This window comes from Mycoplasmopsis californica, from assembly GCF_000695835.1.
Lineage (GTDB): Bacteria > Bacillota_I > Bacilli_A > Mycoplasmatales > Metamycoplasmataceae > Mycoplasmopsis > Mycoplasmopsis californica.
Genome location: NZ_CP007521.1, coordinates 771,406 through 793,841 on the forward strand (window position 1 = coordinate 771,406; position 22,436 = coordinate 793,841).

19 protein-coding genes and 1 other RNA gene are annotated in these 22,436 nt (G+C 30.5%); 6 read left to right on the plus strand and 14 right to left on the minus strand.

Annotation, left to right across the window (positions count from 1 at the left end):
* Nucleotides 1-14: 14 nt before the first annotated feature.
* Nucleotides 15-1,238: an MFS transporter gene (locus tag MCFN_RS03265; RefSeq protein ID WP_038562337.1), complete on the minus strand. Its 1,224-nt coding sequence runs from the start codon at nt 1,236-1,238 to the stop codon at nt 15-17.
* A gap of 80 nt (nt 1,239-1,318) precedes the next feature.
* A complete protein-coding gene (gene def / locus MCFN_RS03270; protein WP_125075585.1) occupies nt 1,319-1,906 on the minus strand; it encodes a peptide deformylase in 588 nt (195 codons plus the stop codon).
* Between the two features lie 33 nt (nt 1,907-1,939).
* Here def and rsmD point away from each other — a divergent pair, with 33 nt between their 5' ends.
* Nucleotides 1,940-2,488, plus strand: a complete 549-nt coding sequence (gene rsmD, locus MCFN_RS03275) for a 16S rRNA (guanine(966)-N(2))-methyltransferase RsmD (RefSeq protein WP_038562340.1) — start codon at nt 1,940-1,942, stop codon at nt 2,486-2,488.
* A 29-nt stretch (nt 2,489-2,517) separates the two neighbouring features.
* On the opposite strand, the gene ffs is transcribed toward rsmD, so the two are convergent.
* An RNA gene (ffs, locus tag MCFN_RS03520) (signal recognition particle sRNA small type) lies at nt 2,518-2,602 on the minus strand.
* A 56-nt stretch (nt 2,603-2,658) separates the two neighbouring features.
* Between ffs and MCFN_RS03280 the strand changes: the two genes are divergently transcribed.
* Nucleotides 2,659-3,645: a LacI family DNA-binding transcriptional regulator gene (locus tag MCFN_RS03280; RefSeq protein WP_038562343.1), complete on the plus strand. Its 987-nt coding sequence runs from the start codon at nt 2,659-2,661 to the stop codon at nt 3,643-3,645.
* 49 nt (nt 3,646-3,694) lie between these two features.
* Here MCFN_RS03280 and smpB read toward each other — a convergent pair whose 3' ends face one another.
* From smpB to gyrB, 6 genes are all read right to left on the minus strand, one after another.
* The gene (gene smpB, locus MCFN_RS03285; protein WP_038562346.1) at nt 3,695-4,138 is read right to left on the minus strand and encodes an SsrA-binding protein; all 444 of its coding nucleotides are present in this window, start codon (nt 4,136-4,138) and stop codon (nt 3,695-3,697) included.
* Between the two features lie 134 nt (nt 4,139-4,272).
* A complete protein-coding gene (locus tag MCFN_RS03290) occupies nt 4,273-6,879 on the minus strand; it encodes a DEAD/DEAH box helicase family protein (protein WP_038562349.1) in 2,607 nt (868 codons plus the stop codon).
* A gap of 1 nt (nt 6,880) precedes the next feature.
* Entirely contained in the window at nt 6,881-8,458 is a 1,578-nt protein-coding gene (locus MCFN_RS03295) for a site-specific DNA-methyltransferase (protein ID WP_235619440.1), read from the minus strand.
* Nucleotides 8,430-8,804 carry a site-specific DNA-methyltransferase gene (locus MCFN_RS03665; RefSeq protein ID WP_187468866.1) on the minus strand — a complete coding sequence of 125 codons (375 nt, stop codon included), beginning with the start codon at nt 8,802-8,804 and terminating at the stop codon, nt 8,430-8,432. The genes MCFN_RS03295 and MCFN_RS03665 overlap by 29 nt, the downstream gene beginning before the upstream one ends.
* Before the next feature lie 148 nt (nt 8,805-8,952).
* On the minus strand, nt 8,953-9,267 hold the full coding sequence (locus MCFN_RS03300) for a thioredoxin family protein (RefSeq protein WP_038562352.1): 315 nt from the start codon (nt 9,265-9,267) through the stop codon (nt 8,953-8,955).
* A 123-nt stretch (nt 9,268-9,390) separates the two neighbouring features.
* On the minus strand, nt 9,391-11,316 hold the full coding sequence (gene gyrB, locus MCFN_RS03305; RefSeq protein WP_038562354.1) for a DNA topoisomerase (ATP-hydrolyzing) subunit B: 1,926 nt from the start codon (nt 11,314-11,316) through the stop codon (nt 9,391-9,393).
* 221 nt (nt 11,317-11,537) lie between these two features.
* On the opposite strand from gyrB, the gene MCFN_RS03310 reads away from it, so the two are divergent.
* The 4 genes from MCFN_RS03310 (at nt 11,538) to MCFN_RS03320 (ending at nt 15,457) form a co-directional block, all read left to right on the plus strand.
* Complete coding sequence (locus MCFN_RS03310; RefSeq protein ID WP_408633510.1) at nt 11,538-12,851, plus strand: DUF2179 domain-containing protein; 1,314 nt, start codon at nt 11,538-11,540, stop codon at nt 12,849-12,851.
* Between the two features lie 107 nt (nt 12,852-12,958).
* Complete coding sequence (locus MCFN_RS03460) at nt 12,959-13,876, plus strand: HpyAIV family type II restriction enzyme (protein ID WP_051604595.1); 918 nt, start codon at nt 12,959-12,961, stop codon at nt 13,874-13,876.
* A gap of 41 nt (nt 13,877-13,917) precedes the next feature.
* Nucleotides 13,918-14,715 carry an NAD(+) synthase gene (gene nadE, locus MCFN_RS03315; RefSeq protein WP_038562360.1) on the plus strand — a complete coding sequence of 266 codons (798 nt, stop codon included), beginning with the start codon at nt 13,918-13,920 and terminating at the stop codon, nt 14,713-14,715.
* A 1-nt stretch (nt 14,716) separates the two neighbouring features.
* Nucleotides 14,717-15,457, plus strand: a complete 741-nt coding sequence (locus MCFN_RS03320; protein WP_038562362.1) for a YebC/PmpR family DNA-binding transcriptional regulator — start codon at nt 14,717-14,719, stop codon at nt 15,455-15,457.
* Nucleotides 15,458-15,481: 24 nt separating this feature from the next.
* On the opposite strand, the gene MCFN_RS03325 is transcribed toward MCFN_RS03320, so the two are convergent.
* The 5 genes from MCFN_RS03325 to MCFN_RS03345 all read right to left on the minus strand — a co-directional run bounded on the left by MCFN_RS03325 (nt 15,482) and on the right by MCFN_RS03345 (nt 22,168).
* Nucleotides 15,482-16,276 carry an alpha/beta fold hydrolase gene (locus MCFN_RS03325; RefSeq protein ID WP_038562365.1) on the minus strand — a complete coding sequence of 265 codons (795 nt, stop codon included), beginning with the start codon at nt 16,274-16,276 and terminating at the stop codon, nt 15,482-15,484.
* 167 nt (nt 16,277-16,443) lie between these two features.
* The gene (ftsH, locus tag MCFN_RS03330) at nt 16,444-18,531 is read right to left on the minus strand and encodes an ATP-dependent zinc metalloprotease FtsH (RefSeq protein WP_038562368.1); all 2,088 of its coding nucleotides are present in this window, start codon (nt 18,529-18,531) and stop codon (nt 16,444-16,446) included.
* A gap of 49 nt (nt 18,532-18,580) precedes the next feature.
* Nucleotides 18,581-19,459 (minus strand): tRNA lysidine(34) synthetase TilS, encoded by an 879-nt coding sequence (tilS, locus tag MCFN_RS03335; protein ID WP_038562371.1) that lies wholly within the window; start codon nt 19,457-19,459, stop codon nt 18,581-18,583.
* Nucleotides 19,440-19,997, minus strand: coding sequence for an aminoacyl-tRNA hydrolase (gene pth / locus MCFN_RS03340; RefSeq protein WP_038562374.1), 558 nt, complete (start codon nt 19,995-19,997; stop codon nt 19,440-19,442). Before pth ends, tilS begins: the two co-directional genes overlap by 20 nt.
* Nucleotides 19,985-22,168 carry an ATP-dependent DNA helicase gene (locus MCFN_RS03345; protein ID WP_081817287.1) on the minus strand — a complete coding sequence of 728 codons (2,184 nt, stop codon included), beginning with the start codon at nt 22,166-22,168 and terminating at the stop codon, nt 19,985-19,987. The genes pth and MCFN_RS03345 overlap by 13 nt, the downstream gene beginning before the upstream one ends.
* Nucleotides 22,169-22,436 lie beyond the last annotated feature (268 nt).

Genomic DNA, 22,436 nt, shown 5'->3' on the forward strand with positions numbered 1-22,436 from the left:
TCCTCTTTATTTAATTAAGCTTTAACTTCGCTAGCATGTTTTCAATTAGATAAACTTGATGTGAATATATTAGTTAAAATTTTGATATCATCTTTTTGTAAATTGCTATTTTTAAACAATTCTGTAAAGTGGTCTAATACAATCTTTTCTTGTTTTTTTGTTAATTTAATGTTTGGTTTTGTGATACCATCTGGAATTACAACTTCTAATTTCGTCTTCGTTGGATCGAGAGCATTTTTTTGTGCTTCTTGTTTAACTTTTTCAATTTGTTTAGCATATCTGCTTATAAATTCATCATTTTTATTTTTAGTTATAAAACTTGTCATTTTAAGTAATAATGACAGTGATTCGTTAGTTTGTAATGCTGTGCTAAATACTTTGTTGACAATTTCAATTTTTTTGTTTAATTCTTCGTATTCTTGATTGTTTCCTGAGTTTAATGCATTTGAATTATTGTTTACGTCAAGTTTAATCACAAATTTGTTGTTTTCTTTATCAAACCTTGCTGTCGTTTTGTCTATATTAACATCACCTTTGAAATCAGCCAACTTCTGTAAATCTTCTCTATTAGAATAAAGATGTGTAGTTGCTTTTAAAACAGGTGCTAAACGTGAATAACCCCTCAACTTACCACCTGACACAATTTCTAAAAACTTATCGTTAATAGTAATTAAAAATCCATCACTCCCTAAATATCCAACATTATTGATTAGAGGAGATGCAAGAATTAATGAAGAAACAGGAGCAATAGCACCACCTAAAATACGATTTAATTTGACGTTTTTGCCACGTTTTTTCAGTTTCTGAGCACTACAACCAAATATTGCGGTTATTAAAGATGTCCCGATAAGGGCGATAATTCAAAAAATAAACATTGAGCATCATAATATTATTCCACCAATTATATAGCGAGATTCGTCTTTAAATATCCAGAAATTATCAATGTCATTTCTGCCCTTAGTAAATAATTTATAGTATTTATTAATATCAACTTTTGCTGCAATAAATACTGAAATACCGAATCCTATTACAATAAATATAAACATGATTACGGCCGGTCAAAAACCTTTAGCCAAACCTCAAAGTACACTTATTGCAACAAAAACAGCCAAAATACCAGCAACAATAAAAAATATCGTTGCTGGACTTATGTCTTTATAAAAATTAATAAATGCATCTAAAGGTCCTAAACTAAAAGAACTTGATTTTGTATTCTGATTAGATAATAATGTTTGCATATTCAAATATTATCACTTTCTAGTTTTCGCAGTAATACTTGCAATTAAATTATCATATTTAAAAAGATAAATTGCATGCACTAATTAATTAAACGTGAGTTTGGCTTCATTTTTCAAGGATTTTTCGTATCGATATGGTCTATAAACAATTTTCCATCAAGATGGTCAAGTTCATGTTGAGCAACAATAGCTAAATAGCCGGTTAGATCTACTCTTACTACTTTTTTTTCATTGTATGAATAAGCTTCAAAAACTATTCGATTGGCACGAAATACATACCCTTCTTGACCTGTAATGTTCTGCCCAACACTCAAGCAACCTTCTCCCTCAGCTAATGCGACTTGAAAGTCGCTTTTAGCGATGATTTTTGGATTAATAAACACATCTTTAACTGGTTTTTGACCATTTTCTAGCAATTCTGGATCAGCTGTACCAAAATTAATATAAAACATATTCTTTAAAACACCGTATTGCACAGCGGCCACACCAATACCAGGTTGGTATTTGGTTTCAGGAAGTTGAGAATCATCAATGTGATAAATCATTGCTTCAGCAAGCTCAATATCCTCAGGGGTCAAAGGTATTGGAATATCTTTTGATTTTTTGCGAAGCACATTTTTGGGTAGTTGTGTAATTGTAAAATCTCTGACTTTTAATTTATAATTCATAAAAATAATAATACCACAATATTAGGAGCTCTTATGCTTAGAATAATATCAGGAAAGTATAGAAGATTGCAAATTCTGCAACCCCGTAAGGAGAACACGCGGGCTACAAAAGACAGCATACGTGAAGCGATTTTTAATACATTGCGTTTTGAAATTGAAGGAAAAATTGTTTTAGACTTATTTGCCGGCAGTGGAGCAATGGGTATAGAAGCTATCAGTAATGGATGTGCAAAAGCATTATTAGTTGATAATGATTCTGAGTGTTTTAAAGTAATAAGCGACAATTTGAACAATTTAAAAATAAATAATGTCCAAATATTTAAAGATGATGCTATTCAATGATTAAGGAATATGGGTGGACGGGTTTTTGATTTTATTTTTATTGATCCACCTTATCGCAAATACAATTTAGTTAACGAAGCTTTAAATTTAATAGTTGAATTGAAATACTTAGAAAAATTTGGAACTATAATTCTTGAAACAGATGATATTACGCAAATTGTAATTCCTAAGGAATTAATAATTTCAAAAACAAAACAATATGGCAAAACAACCATTGTATATATTACTAATGTCGTCTAAAAGCACTAAAAATACTGATATTCAGTAATAAAAAACCAACAGACACAACACTTTTTGATGTGGCTGCTGCGTTCCCGCCCTGACCAGGTTACAATGTTATTGTTCTATTGGCAAATTTATTATAAACTAAAAAACGCAATATTAAAAACTTAATATAGTAAAATAATAATATGAGAAGTTTTTCATATAAAGACATTTCCAAACTTGCAAAAGTATCGATAAGTACCGTCAGTCGTTATTATAATGCTGGTTACGTAAGTAAAAAAACACGCGCAAAAATTGAAAAAGTTGTTAAGGAAAATGGATATTATCCTAATAATGGCGCTCGTTTGATAAAAGGTCGTAGCAGTTCTATTTTTGTAATTGCTCCAAAAGTTTATGATCACTCAGTATCGCACATAATTAATGGAATCGAAACAAGCGCTGAAACCCATCAGAAAAAAGTCTTTATCACGCACTCAGAACCGACTGCAATTCAATATATTGAAACAATTAGATGGTGTATGGCTTGAAAACCTAACGCAATTGTGTTTTTCCTTCCAAAAGGTGATAACACTGAAATAATAAACTTTATCAAAGACCAAGACTTATCAATAACGACTGTTGCATTTGGAGATCCAATCAAGGGCATGAATTATGTCGAAGTAGACGTTTTAAACGCCTTCTTTTCAGTAACTAAAATGTTTTATAACTATATTGAAAATGGACAAAAAGTTGTTTATGCTGATGACTTAAAATTAAGTCAATATCAGCGAGAATCGCGCTTTTTAGGATTTAAAAAAGCTTGCGAAGAATTAAACATTGAGTATGAGCGATATTTTATTGATAACCACAAAAATTCAGATGTTCAAAAATTTCAAAAATATCTATTTGATCAAAATCATGTCAATGTTGTTTGCTCAACTCACGAATCTTTTATTAACTTAGTTTCTTCAAATGATAATCAATTACGCTTAACCGATATTGGAACTCATTCAATTTACGATACGCAAAAAAAATACAAATCTAAAATTTTAATCGATTATCGTAAAGTGGGTGCAGCAATCGAAAAAATCATTTTTGATGCCGAATTAAAAAAACAAGATAAACCTAACGCGTATTTAGAACCAGTCTCTGTAAGCGTTAAGCCAACTGTCTTATCTCAAAAACAGGTTTAAATCCTGTTTTTTTATAAAAAACGTGTATAAACACTGAGTTTTATAGACGTTATGAATAATTTTTTAAAACTTTTTTTAAATAGCGTTCATTGTCACGCTTTTTTATTTGTTCACGTTTATCCGCTTTGTTCATTGAAGTGACAAGGGCTATTTCTACTTTAATTTTACCTTTATCATTAAAATATATTTTTGTTGGCAAAATAGTTGCATTGCCTAAATGTTCTTTTTTCGTTTGCAAGCGCAGGAGTTCATTGCGATGAAGCAATAATTTTCTATCTTGTGTAGGATTTGATTTAATTAGCATATATTCTTTAAATGTTGCGTTACATAAAAATAATTCTTTAGCACGAAAAAAACAATAAGAACTTGTTAGTTGAACAGTTTTTGCCCGTGCCGACTTTACTTCTCAACCTTCAAGAACTATTCCGGCCTCATGTTTTTCTAAAATTGAGTGACCGTGCAAACCTTTTCTATTATCGCTAATTATTTTCATATTATCTTTATTATAACAAACATTAATTTATTGATATTAATACTGTAAATTCTATAATCCAAATATAAAACTGTATTCATTTACAACATTTTAATGTTATTTATATAGCTTTATTTTTATCGCTAAATAATGATTTATATTCCGGTAATAAAATTCATAATATGAGATTTAAATTTTTCAATCTTATCTTGTTCTTGATTGAAAAATGGAAATCCTATTATTTTGTATTGGTCAGCAAATAACCCGCTAATATGGTTTTTCTCATTGATTTGCATTAAAAATTCTTCTTTTCATGAATCATTTTCTACAAGATGACTACCCTTGGGTTCAATAAATCCTTGATAAGTCGTGTCATCATATCTAGATTTTTTTCGCAAAAATAATAAAAAGTCAGGTTCAAATCTCTCACCGCTTTCAAACGAATATATAGCTAATTCAGGAATTCGCTCGTTTCTAACAACATAATACTCTAAATCTTTATCTTTTAGCAAGGGTTCTATATGTGTTTTAAAATATTTTATAAATAATTTTTCTTCGCTTGTGCCGTAGTTATCATTAAAAACATATCAACTTTCTTTAGATAAATCTAATTGATAGTTTTCATTAACACAATTATTTTGCGAATCTCCTTTACCACCATTTTGATCAATTGTGCTTAAACTTATTATTTTATCCTTAAGCACTTCACTAAGTTGCTTTGCAATAAAATCAGTCGAACCTTCGTATTGTGGTTTTAATTTTAGAATGTGTGAAGCAACCTCACCTAATGCATTTTTCACTGCTAAAAATACAGTTTTAGCAGTTAATTTACTGTGCGAATATTTAATTTCAATGGTTGAATTACCAATAAATTGATCTGAGGTTAAAAATTCTTTGGTTGATTTTAAATTAGGGTATTTTTCTTTAAGAACACTAAAACGAAGCTCATTATAGCATTCAATCGCTCCTAAAAGGATATTGTAATTAATCTCTTTTAGTTTTATTATTTCTGTATTTACTTTTAAATTAGCGATCTTGCTTTCATCAGAAAATAAATTTGATATAGCCCCTGAATTTTCAATGTCTGTGTAGTGATAAGTTTTAGATCTCATACTCGTTTCAAGTGTGTTAGGAGTGCTTTTTAGTACTCGTTTATTTGAATATACGAAGCTTTTTTTGTAAAAATCACTCGTCTTAAATTCATCTTTTAATTTGTACTCTAACTTGATAAGTTCTTCTGGTTGTAACCCAGTAGCAATAAGTGCTTGCTTAAGTTCTGATATATATTTGGAGTCATTTTTACTGTGAAAATACATTGTTTCTAGAATACGATTTTTATTAGTTATATCGTTATCATATTTTCTTTTGAATTTATATTCTTCATCCTCATCGACAAATGGGCAGTATCTAGCTCCACGACCTATAAGTTGTGCTTCTTTAATTGTGTATGTAGCAATTTTACCTGCTTTACCACTACCTTGTCTTGTATCATAAAGACGGACAATATCGAATAAATTTAACACATCTCAGCCCTCATTCAACATATCAACAGCAAAAACAATTCTTATTGAATTATCAACATCTTCTAATGAATTAACAAGTAGTTGACTTTCTTTATTATCGGCTGATGTACCGTTAATAATAATTGATTTTTCAATCGTAAATGAATTTTTAATTGAATGTTCTAATAATTCTAGTGTCTCATCTTTTTGTTTAAAATAATTAATCGCCTCATTTAATTTATCGATATTAAATAATTCAAGATTCATTAGTTCATAACTTGTTAGGTTTTTAATTTTGTTAAAAAATTCATCATAGAATTTCTTGGATTCGCTGATTTTTTGTGATTTTAACATAATTACAGGCTTGATATTAAGCTTTAAATCAGAAAATAGAAATCTTCGATACTCGCTCATAACAAGGGCAATAATCGTTCTTTGTCATAGGTCAGTGTATGTGGCAAAATTTTGAAAATCTTTTGTATATCCACTTTCCCTAAAAGAAATAAGTGGATAATTGAAAACAATTTTATCAATATATTTATCAAGAACATTGGCATCTTTTAAATCACACGTTGCCGTAAATTCAAGCATAATATTATCTTTATTACTCGATAAAGCTCTTGTAACTGAACTTTCTCAGCTTTTTACTGACGATTCCTCAGTCTTGCTACTCATTTTAGTTAATGTATTAATATGATGACTTTCATCAGAAATAAATACTATTTTATTATTTTCAAATTCTTCGTGTGTGATTGAATTTTCTTTTGGTTGTGCTAAATCTAAGTGAAGTTTTTGTGTCGTAGTAAATACTATTTCAATATCATCATTGAGTATATTAGTGCTAAAATTATTAACTTTTTTAATCTTTATGTTGTTACCTAAATACTCAATACTCTCATTGAATAAATATTTACTTGATAGTGGATTGGTAAAGTTTTCAATTGTTTTTTCAAGTACATTCGTCTGATTGACAAAAAACAAAAACTTTCTATAACCTTTTGTATATAGATAAAGAATAAGTCCAGCCATAATAACAGTTTTACCACTACCAGTCGCCATATGAAACAGTGTATGAATCTGTTTATTTTTTCTTAATTTATCATTTTCAAAATACAGAATAAAATTACTAAAAGCTTCTTTTTGGTAATCTCTTAAGTCTATTTTGTTAGAGAGACAACTATTAATAATGTCAGGAAAATCAATACTTTGACCATATTCCTTTAGGGTATTGATTTTTTCATATAAAAATTGTTGTGCCATATTAGTTACCTTTATAAAATGAATTACTAAATTCTTTATCAGCTTCACTTACAGCAAAATCTTCATCTTCTATATCAGAGTAATTTACATATAGCTTGTTTTTATCAATTAATTTAAGAAGAACTTTTTTCTTTTCACTTAAATCTAAAGCATTAAATTCATCATCAGCACTTGTTAACTCCTCAGTAGAAATATAAGGAATTATTCTATCATCTGAATATATTTGAGTTTTTATTGCATTAATACTGCTTTCATCGGCACTTTGTATTTTATTTATTAAGGTTTTTGAGTTTTCCATAAGCTCACAATAAACAAAAGAACCACCACCTTCTCAGTTTATTGTTTTAGAGATACCACCTTGTTCACCGTCAATAACTTTTTTCATTCTTTCAATCGTAACATCTTCAATATAGTCCATTTGCTCAATACCTATGTATCTTCTTCCCATTTTATGAGCTACTGCAGCGGTTGTACCTGAACCTAGGTGGAAATCTAAAACAAGGTCATTTTGTTGTGTAGAATAATTTAATAATTCATAAATAAGACCTTCGGGTTTAGAGTAGTTAAAAGGAACTTTTTCAAATAACAATTTCATATGTTTATTTGATTGTGTATTAGAATATTTTTCAATTATGCCTGTAGGTTGAATAGTTCTCGGGAGAATATTTCCATCATTGTCACAACTTAAATATTGTTTAGTATAAACATTTCCATTTTTAAAAACAATAAAATCATTTTTAATTCCCCACTCAAATTTTTCCTTATTCCATCTTCATCTTCATCCCCAATCCTTAATACTTGCTCCTCCATTTTGTCTGTCTTCCCATTTTTTTCGATCTCCTCCGGCATAATAAGTTACACCATCATTTTCTATTGGGTAATCCAAGCTTTTTACCCATCCCAAGCTTCCACTATCTAATTTAATAAGTTGATATTTTCCTCTTGTAGCAACATATTCATCTTGTTCCTTATATCTATCAATATCTTCAACTTGTAAAGGATTTATAGTAACATTATTTATATTTTTAGCAAAAATTAAAATATATTCATGCTTTTGCCTAAATAATTTACTATCACTTTTTCCCCCACCCTCTTTATTTAATCATACTATAGTAGTAATTTCGTTTTTTCTATCAAAAATATCATCCATTAAAACTTTACAATAATGAACTTCATTTCTATCAAGATGTACAAAAATCACCCCGTCATCACTCAACAATCTCTTTGCTAATTCAAGTCTATTTTTCATGAATGTTAGTCAAGTTGAATGATTAAACGAGTCGTTGTAATTAAATGAATCATTTCCTGTATTGTACGGTGGGTCAATATAAATACATTTAACTTTACCCTCGTATCTTTTAAGTAAACTTGATAATGCTATAAGGTTATTACCTTTAATTATTAAATTATCGTTGCCATTAAAGGTAATATTTTCTTCAATACCGTCTTTTGAATATCTTTTTACATTTGTAAAAACTTTTGGAGCAAGCATTCTACTGATTTCATCGCTAGCTATTATTTCGTTATAAAAGATTTCTTGTCTTTTCGCACTATCCTTGTCTTGCCCCCCGCAAGACACAGTCTTTATATAGAAAATCTAAAACAACGTCGTTTGTTTTAGAAATGAAATTGCCATTATGTGTCAGTCCAATTTTATTTGCATACTGAGTATATGAGTCTGGTAAAAACTCCTTAGACTCAATGAATCAAGCGAATTTTTGTTTATCAAAAATCAGTGTTCCATCAATATTTTTGAAAAAATTATCTTTTATTTGTTGATTAGAAAGCAATAAAGCGAGTAAATCCTCATTCATGCTCATAATATCGCTATAAACCTCTGTTTTCAATAGTTTTTTATCTTCTGATACATATTTATCTTTTGATAATAATACTTCTTCAACTATTTTAAAAATGTTTTTCTTCACGTTTGCTCCAATAGATCATATTCAATAATATTATTTTAATTTAAAAATCAGAGTATCTATAAAGAAAACTGTGGCAACCATACTTAAAATTAAAACTAAATACAAAAAAACACTGAAAACTCAGTGTTTTTGTGTGTAATATAAATTTTTATAAGTGTTTGCTTACAAATTCTTTTAGTTCTGAATATGGATGATATCCAACCACTTTTTCCACAACTTCGCCATCTTTCATAATAAATCAGGTAGGTAAATTTTTTACCCCGAATTCGCCAGGTAGTTGACGGTTTTCATCAACATCGATACGGAAGATATCTACTCCGTCTTTTTCAGCTAACTCTTCTAAAGAGTGTTTAAAGTTTCTACATGGTGGACATCATAGTGCATGGAACACTAATAAATATGTGCCTTTTTGTGTTGAGGCGTATTGTTCTTTATATTCTTTTTCTGTAATTTCTCTTAACATAAGCAATTCCTTTCTTGTTATTATTTAAATTTATTTTATACAAAAAATGCAAAATTGCATTAAAAATTATTGTTTTTTTTAGTTTTTGCATTTTTTGCTTCAAAAATTCAAGGATTTAGATGGTTATAAATCAATGTTTTTTACATATTTTGCATTAGCTTCAATAAATTCTCGACGCGGGAAAACTTCATCACCCATTAATGTTGTAAAAACTCAATCGGCCTGAGCTGCATCTTCTATTTGTACTTGTAACATTTTACGGTTGTCAGGATCCATTGTTGTTTCTCAAAGTTGCTCAGCATCCATTTCACCAAGACCTTTATAACGTTGAACTGTTATTTTTTGGCCATTATTCATTTCAGCCATAGCTTTGTCTTTTTCGGCATCAGAATATACATATTTGAGCGTTTTGCCTTGTTGTAATCTATATAATGGGGGTTGAGCGATGTAAATGAAGCCATATTCAATTAAAGGTCTGAAATAACGATAGAAAAATGTTAATAAAAGGGTTCTTATGTGCGAACCATCAACGTCGGCATCGGTCATAATTACAACTTTGTGGTATCTTAATTTATTAATATTAAAATCTTCACCAACTCCTGTACCTAATGCTGAAATAATTGATAAAATTTCAGCATTAGCAAATACTTTGCTTGGGTTATTCTTCTCTACATTAATAACCTTACCACGCAACGGCAAAATTGCTTGTGTCTCTCGATTACGTCCATTTTTTGCCGAACCACCAGCTGAATTACCCTCAACGATATAAAGTTCACTAATTTCTGCGTTTTTAGATGAACAATCAGCTAACTTACCTGGTAAAGAGCCGCTATCAAAAACTGTTTTTCTACGTGCAGCGTCCCGTGCGGCTTGCCCTGCTAAACGCGATCTTCGAGCTTCGTGAATTTTTTGTACCAATGACTTGGCTTCAACAGGGTTTTCATCAAGGAAACGCTCAAGAGCGCCACTAAATACTTTATTTACAGCAATTCTAGCGTCCTTATTTCCTAATTTACCTTTGGTTTGCCCTTCAAAAATAGGATCCGTATGTTTAATTGAAATTATTGCAACAATACCTTCTTTAATATCATCGCGCGTAAATTTTTCTTCCTCACTTTTAACATAGCCGTTCTTAATTGCGTAATTATTAATCAAACGAACTAAAGCATCATAAAATCCACTTTCATGCGTCCCGCCCTCAACAGTAATAATATTGTTTGCGTAACTCACAACATTGCTTGTAATTTTTTCATTATATTGAACAGCAACTTCAACAACAACTGGCGCTTCATCTCCGTATGCATACTCACCTTCAGCATATATTACTTCGGGGTGAATTAATTTTTGGCCTTTGTTCAGCTCTTTAACATAATCTATCAAGCCTCCTTCGAAATGAAATTCGATTTTTGAGTTATCACGCTCGTCAGCTACTGAAATTGTTAAGTTTCTGTTTAAATACGCTATTTGTTTTGCGTGGTCTACAATTACGTTTTTATCAAATGGATGTTCATCCATAATTGAAAAATCTGGATGAAATTTAATTTTTGTCCCTGTGTCCCCGTTTTGAACATCATCAATTACTTTTAGGGCCTGGGTTGTTTGCCCCCCGTTTTGAAAACTTGCATAATGAAGTTTATTATTACGCTTAACTCAAACCTCAAAATGAGTACTTAAAGCATTAACAACTGAAGCACCAACTCCGTGAAGACCTCCAGACACCTTGTAACTATCAGAATCAAATTTACCTCCAGCGTGTAAAACAGTTAATACAGTTTCAACGGTTGATAAACCTGTTTCAGGGTGAATATCAGTCGGAATGCCACGGCCATTATCTTCAATAACAGCAAAACCATCATTAGTAAGAGTTATATCAACGCGGTTAGCATAGCCCGCCATACATTCATCAACTGAGTTATCAACTATTTCTCAGATTAAGTGATGTAAGCCGCGTGGTCCAGTTGAACCAATATACATTCCTGGACGCACTCTAACTGCTTCTAAACCCTTTAAAACCTTAATATTTGATGCACCATACTCATTTTGCGACATAAGACCTCCAATATATATTAAAATTTAATATTAATATTATATATTAATAATTTTCTATTTTTTGTTTTTATAAATAATTTATAATTTAAATAGAGAGTGTATCTAATTTTTTAGAGCAGCTTTTTTTAATAATTATTGAAAGGAGATCAAAATTGAAGTCTCAAAAAAGTCAAGAAAATAATTCCAAACTTTATCGTAATATTGACGATGACAATGCTCATTTAGATATATTTACGCAAGAACCTGATCATCCAGTCTTGAAAAAAGTTAAACGTCAAAACACTGATTATACATACACAAGAATGTCTAATTTTGTGTTGAAATTATCTCGTTTTTACGCTCCAATGCCAATGTGGAAATTAGCGACAATAACTTCACTTTTAGCTGTTTTATTCGGTGTTATCAGTGTATTTTTTGTTAAAAACCCTGGTATCTACAACTTTGGAGCAGCTGCTTTTGGGCAAGCGGCGGCTAGATTAACTAACGTTTTATTACGTAATAATAAAAATATAACACCAGAAATTTATAACATTATTGACCACGCTTTATTCTGGATTCTTTACATAATATTATCAATACCTATTTTTATTTTTGGTTGAAAAAAAGCTGGCAAAGTATTTACAATGCTAACAATATTATTTTTAGTTGTTTCTAGCCTTGTTTCGTTTGCTATCGGTCAAATTCCAGGTAATGATAAATTCTACATGTTTGGTAATTTTTCACACAGTGATGTCCCAGAAGCTCTAAAAAACCACATTACTAAAGAGTATTGAGGAAATAAACCTCAAATGTGGTCTCTTATTCCTTTATTATGAGATGACGCAGGTAATGTTATAGCGCAAATGATTTTTGGTGTTGTTTATGGATTTATGTTAGCTTATTTCTTTGCTGTTATCGCAATTATTGGTGGTTCAGCTGGTGTAACTGGAATAATCGGCGAATATATGTCAGTTGTTAAGCAAAAAAACTTCGGGACAATTAATGGTTACATAAATTTAGGTATTTTAGTTGTTGCCGTATTATTCGGTTCATACTTGCCTGGTAGCTTATTAATTAATGGTTTTGCCAGTCAAATTAACCCAGAACAAATTGAGGGGTGAGCAACCATGAGTGCCTACGAGCAAGGTCAAATTACTGAAGCTATAGCCAATATGAAAAAAGTGGCATGATCTCCCGCGATGTATTTATCACCAAACTTTATTTCAACATTGTTCTCAAACTTTGTTTTTGTGGCAGCATTAAATAAATTATTCCCAAGATTTAAAATAGTTCAATGTAAAGTTTACTCTCCACACATGAGTGCTATTAAAGCGGCTATTATCGGAGACCAAAAAACCATTAACAGTTTTACCGTTACAGTTGGTGAAGGTGGCTACTCTGGATCAAAAACTAAAGTATTATCGTCAATTACTTTATACAAACAAGTTCCACGTTTAATTAAAAAAATACGGGCAGTTGATAAAGATGCTTTAATCACTGTATCAAATGTCGCATCAGTAGACGGTAAGTTATATATCCCTGGTGGCAAATTTTAAAAAGGTGCAATGCACTTTTTTATTTAAAAACTACGATTATTACTCGAATATACTGAGATTTGCTAAAATATATCTAATTGCTTTACAACCAAAACGAAAGGTGCTTAATGGAATACACAAGTTTTTTAATTCAGTTAAAACAAGCGTTAACTGCTGATAATGGGCCTAAGCTTTTATTAAAATTATTTGAAGCTCCGTACCGATATAACTCAGATTTACACCCTTTTCAAATCCAAACCAAAATGGAGCAATCATTTTTAAGATCGCAAGAAAATAAATTTTATAAATTCTTGATTCAGTGCGCTGAAAATATAGTTACAAACAGTTTTAGCAATCTAAATTACGAGCATATCAATAAGAACTTTAAATTATCATATTTAGAAAAAGACAATTTACCAGGCGATGAAAATCAAATATTATCACCCGAAGAGATTATAAAAGCATCACGCTCAGTTAAATTTAAAGCTAATATAACCTGAATCAACAAGGAAAAAAAAGAGCTTTATATTGTTAATGCTAAAAAATATGATACGGCATCGCAAACTGAATTTTTAGATTTCACATTTAAAATTAACGAGCGTTCAAAAGCACTACAAAACAACTATAGAGATTATAAAATACATTATATTTTATGATTTGTCAATGATTTTTACACAAATAATAACTCTTCCTTGTCTGAATTTGCAAGGTCGATCTCAAATGATAATTTTCAATTTTCAATCTATTATGGTTCTGGTTTTTTCTCTATTTTTGAAGCAGAGTCACAATGAAAATTAATTGAAAATCATATTCAAACATTTAAAAATGAAAATTGAGATAAATTATTAAAGATACCAAACCTAAATCGAGACCCAGAAACTCTTGAGTTTATGGTGCATTGCAGTGAATCTGCTTGAAATAAAATATCAAGTGATGACGAAAACGCTCTTAAAATACGGCAAATTATTTTTGATAATGAAGCTGAAAATAGTAATTATAAAATTGCTATGCAAAGAAGAAATGAAGTGGCGGTTGAAGAAGTCTAAACACTAAAACATCTATTTCGCATAAATAAATAGGAGTAAATATGAAAGATCGTCTAGGATTGCGTTTAAATAACGATATAACATCTGACCCGAATAATCAGCGTATTCAAAAATATTGTGATTATTTGGTTGAGTGAATTCGTTTACGCGTCAAAAAAGCGCGTGCAAAAGGTCTGGTAGTAGGTATCAGCGGCGGAATTGATTCAGCTCTTGTTGCTGCACTTGCTAAAAGAGCTTTTCCCGAAAATACTCTAGGCATAGTTATGCCTATCGATAATATGGAACACGATTTAGGTGATATTAAGCAATTATCTTCTAATATCGGATTGGACACAAAAACAATCAATTTGCACTCTACATTCAGTGAAATTAGCGCTGTTTGCAATGTAGAAAATAAAATGGCACTAAGCAATATCAAACCAAGAATCAGGATGGCTGCTTTATATGCTATCGCTCAACAAAATTCTTATTTGGTCGCAGGCACTGATAATGAAGATGAGATGTATATAGGTTATTTTACTAAATATGGTGATGGTGGAGTCGATATTTTGCCCATTAGCAGACTTTTAAAAAATGAAGTAAAATTAATGGCTAAATATTTAAACATTCCAGACAGTATCATAAATAAAAAACCATCTGCTGGTTTATGAGCGGGACAAAATGACGAAGATGAATTAGGTTTTTCATATGACGAACTTGATAATTATTTGAATAATAGGGTAGAATTATTAAATATTGAAACAAAAACAAAAATTAAACAGATGCATAAAGCAACTCAACATAAGCGTTGCAAACCATATCAACCGAAAACAATTGAACAATTTTTAAAGGAGAATTAATATGGCAGGACATTCACACTCGGCTAATATAGCTCATCGTAAGGGTGCCCAAGATAGAGCACGAGGTAAAATATTCCAAAAACTTTTTAAAGAAATTTATGTTGTGGCAACCGGAGCAGGCGGCCCAGATCCCGATTCTAACCCCGCATTAAAACTTGCTATCTCAAAAGCAAAAGCTAAAAACATGCCAAAAGCTAATATTGAGAGAGCGTTGGCAAAAGCGAAAGGAGAAGCGAAGGAAGGTGCAAGCTTCGTGGAAACTTTATTTAATGCCACAATCACAGGTGGCGCAACATTCTTAATCAAAACACTGAGCGACAATATGAATAGAACTAAATCTTCAATGACTGCATTATTTAACCGTCAAAATGCCGTCTTAGGAAAAACTGGACAAGTACCTTTTCAATTTGATTTATTAGGACTTTTAGAAATATCTAAGGATTTAGTCGATGAAGACTCTTTAACAATGATCGCTTTAGAAAATGGTGCTAACGATATTGAAAATTATGAAGAATCATTTTTAATTACTTGTGCACCAGAAAATTTCGCAGATTTAAAGCAAGCTGTTGAAACTAACTTAGGTGTTATCGATTTCTTACAATGTGAAGTTACATATGTTCCAAATTCAACAGTCTCTTTTGATGAGGAAAAATCAGTAAAAATTAAAGAATTTATTGCAAAACTTGAAGATGATGATGATGTTCAAGAAGTGTATCACAACATTGAATTCACTGAAGAGTAAAAAAATACACAGCAGTGTATTTTTTTAACTCAATAAAAATGGCTCTAATATGGAAATAAAAGATTTTCAATTTTCTTCAAACATCATGTGTCCAGTCTGTGGTATATAAATTGTCTTTATATCTTCAACATTATTTTCAAAATAGCGTAAACAGTTATCACGATCAATTACAGCGTCTTTTTCTCCCAAAATCAAAAGAGTTGGAACTTTTATGGCTTGTAGTCCTTTTTCTATGTCATTGTGTAATTGAAGGTTTGGTAGTGAGCGACCTAATTTTAATATATTATCATTGTTAAAATAGTTAGCATCGAAGTTTTTTTGTGTTAAGTTCATTCATCTTGAATCACTAGTAAAACGTGTCGTATCGTAATATAAAGCTTCTAAAAATTTTAAAAACTGATCAAAAGTTTTTGGGAAATATGTTTCAAAATATTTGTCAACTGTTGATAATGATGATTTATTCATCGGAGCAATATAAATCATTTTACTAAAAAGTTCTGGCTTCATTTCATAAGCTAGTGAAATTGTCCCACCACCCATTGAGTGCCCAATCAATGTCACATTTTTTAGTTTATTCTTTTCTACAAATTCTACAAGTAATTTAGCATACTGATAAACGCTAATTTCATGTCCATTTACTGGATTAGTATTGTTGTTTCCGGGAAATTGGATTGCATAATAATTCGATTTTTTTCAATATTCTTCAAAAATTCTAAATGTGGCCGGACTTGAATTAAAGCCGTGCACAAAAATTACATTGCTCTCCTCATTGTGATTGTCCTTAAAAACGTATGGATAATCATAAATAATTGCCTTCATTATTCTCCTTAATAATTGTAATTTTATCAATAAATTAATCGAATTTTAAAAGAGAATGTATAATAATTTTGCGATGAGCCGCTATTGAAGTGTATAACTTTAATATACCGCCCGAGTATTCGGGTTTTTATTTTTAAAAAAAGACTGGTTAAACCAATCTTTTTGTTTTATTTTTCGGTACTTTCGGATAATTCATTCGTTTCAACGGTTGAATGTTGCATTTGTTCTTGCGACATCGCAATTAATTCATCAAGCGAATGGTTATTTTCCTTTATGGCTTCAACTTGTTGTTTTTCAGGAAGTTTCATATTTTTGGCAATATACTCAATTTCCTCGGCAACAATAGTTTCTTTTTCAAGTAAAGCTGTTTTTATTAATTCTAAAAGCTCTTTATTTGCTAAAATAATTTCTTTTGCCCTAACTTGTGCTTCAAGAATAATTTTGCGAACCTCTAAATCAATTTCGTGGCCCACTTGCGCAGAGAACGATGCTGATTTTAAGTAATCACGACCTAAAAATGGAGAGCTTTCATCAGTTTCATACTGAATTGGCCCAAGATCCGACATACCGTATTCTGTAACCATTTTACGAGCTATTTTTGTTGCTTTTTGAATATCATCGCTGGCCCCTGTTGAAATATTATCAGGACCATAAATAATTTCCTCAGCAGCACGCCCTCCCATAAATGAAGTAATCATTGAGATTAATTCTTGTTTAGACATGTTGTATTTTTCTTCTTCAGGCATCATTAAATTGTAACCACCGGCTTGACCGCGGGGAATAATTGTGATTTTTTGAACTTTATTTGCGCCCGGTTCTTTAATACCGACAACTGCGTGTCCCGCTTCGTGGTAAGCAACCATTTCTAATTCTTTTTTAGAAATTACTCTATTTTTCTTAGCTGGTCCAGCCATAACTCTATCAATAGCCTCATCAATATCTTCAAGAGTAATTACTGGATGTTTAAATCTAACTGCCAATAAACTAGCTTCATTAATAACATTTTCAAGTTGCGCCCCTGAATAACCCGGAGTACGGCGGGCAACTTTCATCATATCAATATTAGGAGCCAATCTTTTACCTTTTGCGTGTAATTCAAGAATTTCTTGTCTTTCTTTAACGTCAGGTAATCCAACTGTTATTTGACGATCAAAACGACCGGGACGAATTAAAGCTGGATCTAAAACATCAGTTCTGTTAGTTGCAGCGAAGAACAAAATACCATTATTTTGCTCCATACCATCCATCTCAACTAGAAGTTGATTAAGTGTTTGCTCACGCTCATCATGACCCCCACCTAATCCAGCACCCCTTGTTCTTCCGATTGCATCAAGTTCATCGATAAAGATAATTGCAGGGGCGTTTTTACGCGCTTCGGCGACTACGCTTCTTACTCTTTTAGCCCCCAATCCAACGTACATTTCCACAAAATTAGATGCCGAAATGAAGTAAAATGGAACATTTGCTTCACCAGCTGTTGCTTTAGCCAGTAATGTTTTTCCAGTACCCGGAGGACCTCCTAGCAAAATCCCATGGGGCATTCTTGCCCCGGCGACTGCGTATTTTTTAGGATCTTTTAAATAATCTACAATTTCACTAATTTCTTCAATTGCCTCTTTATTACCAGCAATATCTTTAAATTTCTTATCACTTTTTATTTTCTTTGCAGGCCCTTTTCCATCACCGACCATTCCGACCATTCCGCCGCCACGCGCCATGGTTCTAAAGAATAATCAACCAATTAAAATTCATAACAAAATTGGTAATAAACTTTGCAAAATTACTTGTCATCAAGGAGCTGATTGTGATGGTAATGGCACAGATTGAATTGGGTCAATAGCGGCACCATTATTCGCAAACATAGATGCTTTTAGCAGTGTTGGATAATAATATCCTGCACCTAATTCGCTTATTAAGCCTTCTGATATTGATTCATGGCTCAATCAACGAATTGCGTTTTCAGTACCAACATTAGCAATAAATTTAGTTTTAACACCATTTGCGTCGTTAAAAATATATGAAATTTGCCCGTTTAATCTATCAATAAATATATCTGATAAATAAACTGTATCATTTTCTTTTGCTATGGCCGCTTTAATATGGTCTAATCATTGTTTAAGGCCAACAGGTTTATTTTGAGGCAAAAATCTTCTAAATAGCATATACACAAAAATAGCGGTGGCAATTACACCTAAAATACTTAAAAGAATTGTTCAAATAACCTTACCTTTATTTACAGGTTGTTTCTCTTTCATTGCATCCTTTCATATAAATTAATATTTAAAATTATATAGCAAAAATATTTTAATGTTTTAGCTTACCTTGTTTTTTAATTAATCATATGTTATTTTTAATTAAATATTTTCCAGTTCGGTTTTTGGAAATGTATCACTGAATTATAGATTCTAATTTCTTCGTACTTAATTTAATGTTCAAAAAATGTTTATGAATAAACATAAAAAATAATTGTTTTTTTTGTGTGTATTTTGAAAAACTGTCTTGTGAAAATTCGGATTTTTTTCAGTCTTCATACTTATTTTCAACGGTTTTTTGTGTATTTTCGCATTGAAGATTTGAATAATATTTTTCAAAAAATAATTCTTTTTCTTTAATGTTTCAACCTGATATTTTTGCCCTTATTTTATTCCTAGTATAAATATCTGAAAAATTTGATTCATCCACAAGATAAGGGATGCTGTTGGTATTTGCTAAATTCTCAATTTCAAATTTTCAGTATTTATCAAGAAAAGGACGATAAATATTCATTCCAAAAAGAATATTATGTTTTTTCATCCCTCATTGTAAGGGTTGTTTTTTAGCTTCTATCTGCATTAACACAGTTTCTATAAAATCGTCTTTATGATGTCCGAGCAATAATAGATCGCAATTATGGCGTCTATAAACTTCTGAGAAAAAACTATATCTTTCAATCCGTGCTCAATCTTCGAAATTGCCATTTTTCTCAGTGTATTTTACTGATTTTAACTCAAAATAAATCATGTTCAATTCACAAAAAGTCCGGACTAACTCCACCTCTTTTTGACTTTGAGCTCTCGTGTTGTAATTCATTGTAGCAACAATTATATTTTCAAATCCATACATTTTTATTGCACAATTTAAAAGAAACATTGAATCTGGACCGCCGCTCACAGCGACTAAAACATTATTTTTTATAAGTTCCATTAAATTTCTCAATTACTCTGTTAATATCATTATACACAAACGAAAGCGCTGCGTCAGCAGCTACTGATAAAACTTTTTCAATAATGGGCATATCTTCTAGGGTAAATTTACTCAAAACTCAATCTTTTAATTCAAATTTCGGATCACAACCTATCCCTATTCTTAGCCGTTTGAAATCATTTGCGCTTAGATGTTGAATGACGCTTTTAACCCCATTATGACCGGCATCAGAACCGCCTATTTTTATAGATGCTTGTCCTAATTTAAAATCTTTTTCATCATAAATAATCATTACATCAGAAGATGATATTTTGTAAAAATCACAAATTTCTCTAATAAATTGACCTGATTTATTCATATATGTTGAAGGTTTAGCTAAAATAAAACCATCACCCATACCAAAGCGTCCATTAAACTTTTCTTTATTTAATTTAATACCTGTTTTATTGATAAGATTGTCAATAGTTAAAAATCCTATATTGTGACGAGTAAATTTATATTCATCACCAATGTTTCCAAGACCAACTATAAGTTTCATAATTCCTCCATTTGAATAGAATCTGCAAAATTAGTTAGTGTTTTTTCTTTTTTGTGACCTTTTAAAACTTTTTCACGATAGTATCCTAAATCACCTAATATCACTAAATTTTCTTTCGAGCGAGAAACAGCTGTATAAATTAATTTAGTTTCAAATAAATAATCATATTCTGGAAGAACAGGGAATATAACACATGAACTTTCTGAACCTTGAAATTTATGAACAGTAAGGGCATACCCTAAGGTAATATATTGAATAAATTGGTCACGTGAATATTCAATTTTTTTATAATCAAAATTAATAGTGATTTTTTTACCTTCTTTATCAATCGATTCAATAAAACCTATTTCACCATTATAGACATTTAAATCATAATCGTTTTCATTTTGCACCACTTTATCACCTAGATAAAAAATTTTAGCATTTTCACCCGCGCCTATCTTAATTGAAGGTATATCTTCAATATTCAGGTTTTGACGATATAAATTCCATTCTTGCAACAACATATTCATTTTAATTGTTCCATGAGGAGTTTTATGAAGTGGAATTAATAAAGCGACATTTTGTATGCCAAAACGATCGACTTTTTCTTGATAAATGGATAATAATTTATCTTTAAAATCAATATTGTTAGCATCATACCATTCAATGTTTTCGGTGTTATAACGAGGTTCTTTAAATTCTCTAACTGCTAAAAAATGTTCAGCGATGTCTCTGTGGTCTGTTCTAAAAATTTCAACCAATTTTGTTGTTTGAAATTTATTAGATTCAATAATATCATCAAGCAAATTACCGGCCCCTATACATGGTAATTGGTCGGCATCACCTACTAAAATTAGTTTTTCAAGATCTGGCGAATTGTAAAGGACTGTATAAAATAAATCAGTATTAACCATCGAAAACTCATCAATTACCAATACTTTATGAGTGTTTTCTGTTAATTGGCAAGATAGGGTTGATTTAAAAGGGGTATCACTTATTTTAAAATAACTATGAATTGTTTTAGCATCTACACCTGACTTAGCTTTTAAGTTTACGGCCGCTCTTCCAGTAGGAGTTACAATAACTATTTCTTCTTTTTTGAATAATTTTTCACTTATTAAAAACTCTATAATGTTTTTAATCACAAATGATTTCCCGGTGCCCGGGAACCCTGAAATAACACTAACTGAATTTATAATCGCATTCATAAATGCTTCTTGTTGAAGTTTAGAAATACTGCTATGGGCTTGATAATTACTTATTTTTAAGGCAATTTTTTTTAATCTAGATAACCTAACGGCTATATAATTTTCTTTTCTAACAATCGAATGAGTAGAAAATAATCCTGTATCATCTCAGTATACAATGAAAGCATTATTAATCATATATGTAATAGCATCTAAAATTACTTTATCACTATAATTTAAAAAATCAGTTTTAACAGCTTCCAATATGTAATTCATTTTTATTTTTGTAGAGTTATTAGAATTAATTTCTTTTTCAATCGAATGATAAATTAATGCATAAAGACGCTCAATGCTGTTGTGCAATTCCAACGCTATACCTAAATCATCTATTTTAGAAAATGAGTAATTATGAGTGTAAACGAGTGTGTAAGGATTGATTTTTTTCAATTCCTCAATTAGGTCACCCTCTGAAAAATCAATTTTTAATGCATCATATAACTTTTCTAATCCATGGCTTAGAAAAAAGTTATAACTTTTGTTTGTGTAGGTTTTAAAAAAATTATCTAATGAAGTAAATGTTTTTTCGTTTATTTTTTCTTTAAATATTTCTGGATTTTTTAAAAACGAATCGATCCAATCTTCTCCAAATTGCTTGTCCAATTTCTCTATTGTCGCTCGGCCAATACCTGTATTAGTTCTTAATAGCACTTTTTTTAGCTCTTCGTTATTTTTCGGCTGACTGATTGATAATGAAACTAGATTTTTGTTTTTATATTTATCATTAAAATTTTCCGACAGCACAACATCATAATGCGTCATTAATTTTAATGCCCTACCTTTGCAATAAACTGTGTGATTCTCGCCCTCATCAGAAACAAAAATTGCCAATGCTCACAATCAATTATTTGACTCTCCGCCGCTAATTATTTTTTTGAACATTCCCCTTAATTGGATTTGATTTTTGGTTCCTTTTTTCGTATTTGCATTTACTTCATTATTCATATTAAATATTATAGTAAATTAAGTTTTTTTAAATAGTTGATTTATTGTTTATAAATATTATTTTTGACACTTAAAATAACAAGTTATCCACAGCATTTTTGCTTCTATGTAAATATTCATTAAATTTTAAAAAAATAGCTATAAATATGGTTTATTCGTAAAATATAAATATGTGGATAACCTGTTAAAAACTCAAAATATAAAAATTTAAATTATCAACATAATAAAATTAAAATATTATAGATATATCTATAAACGACAAAAAGGG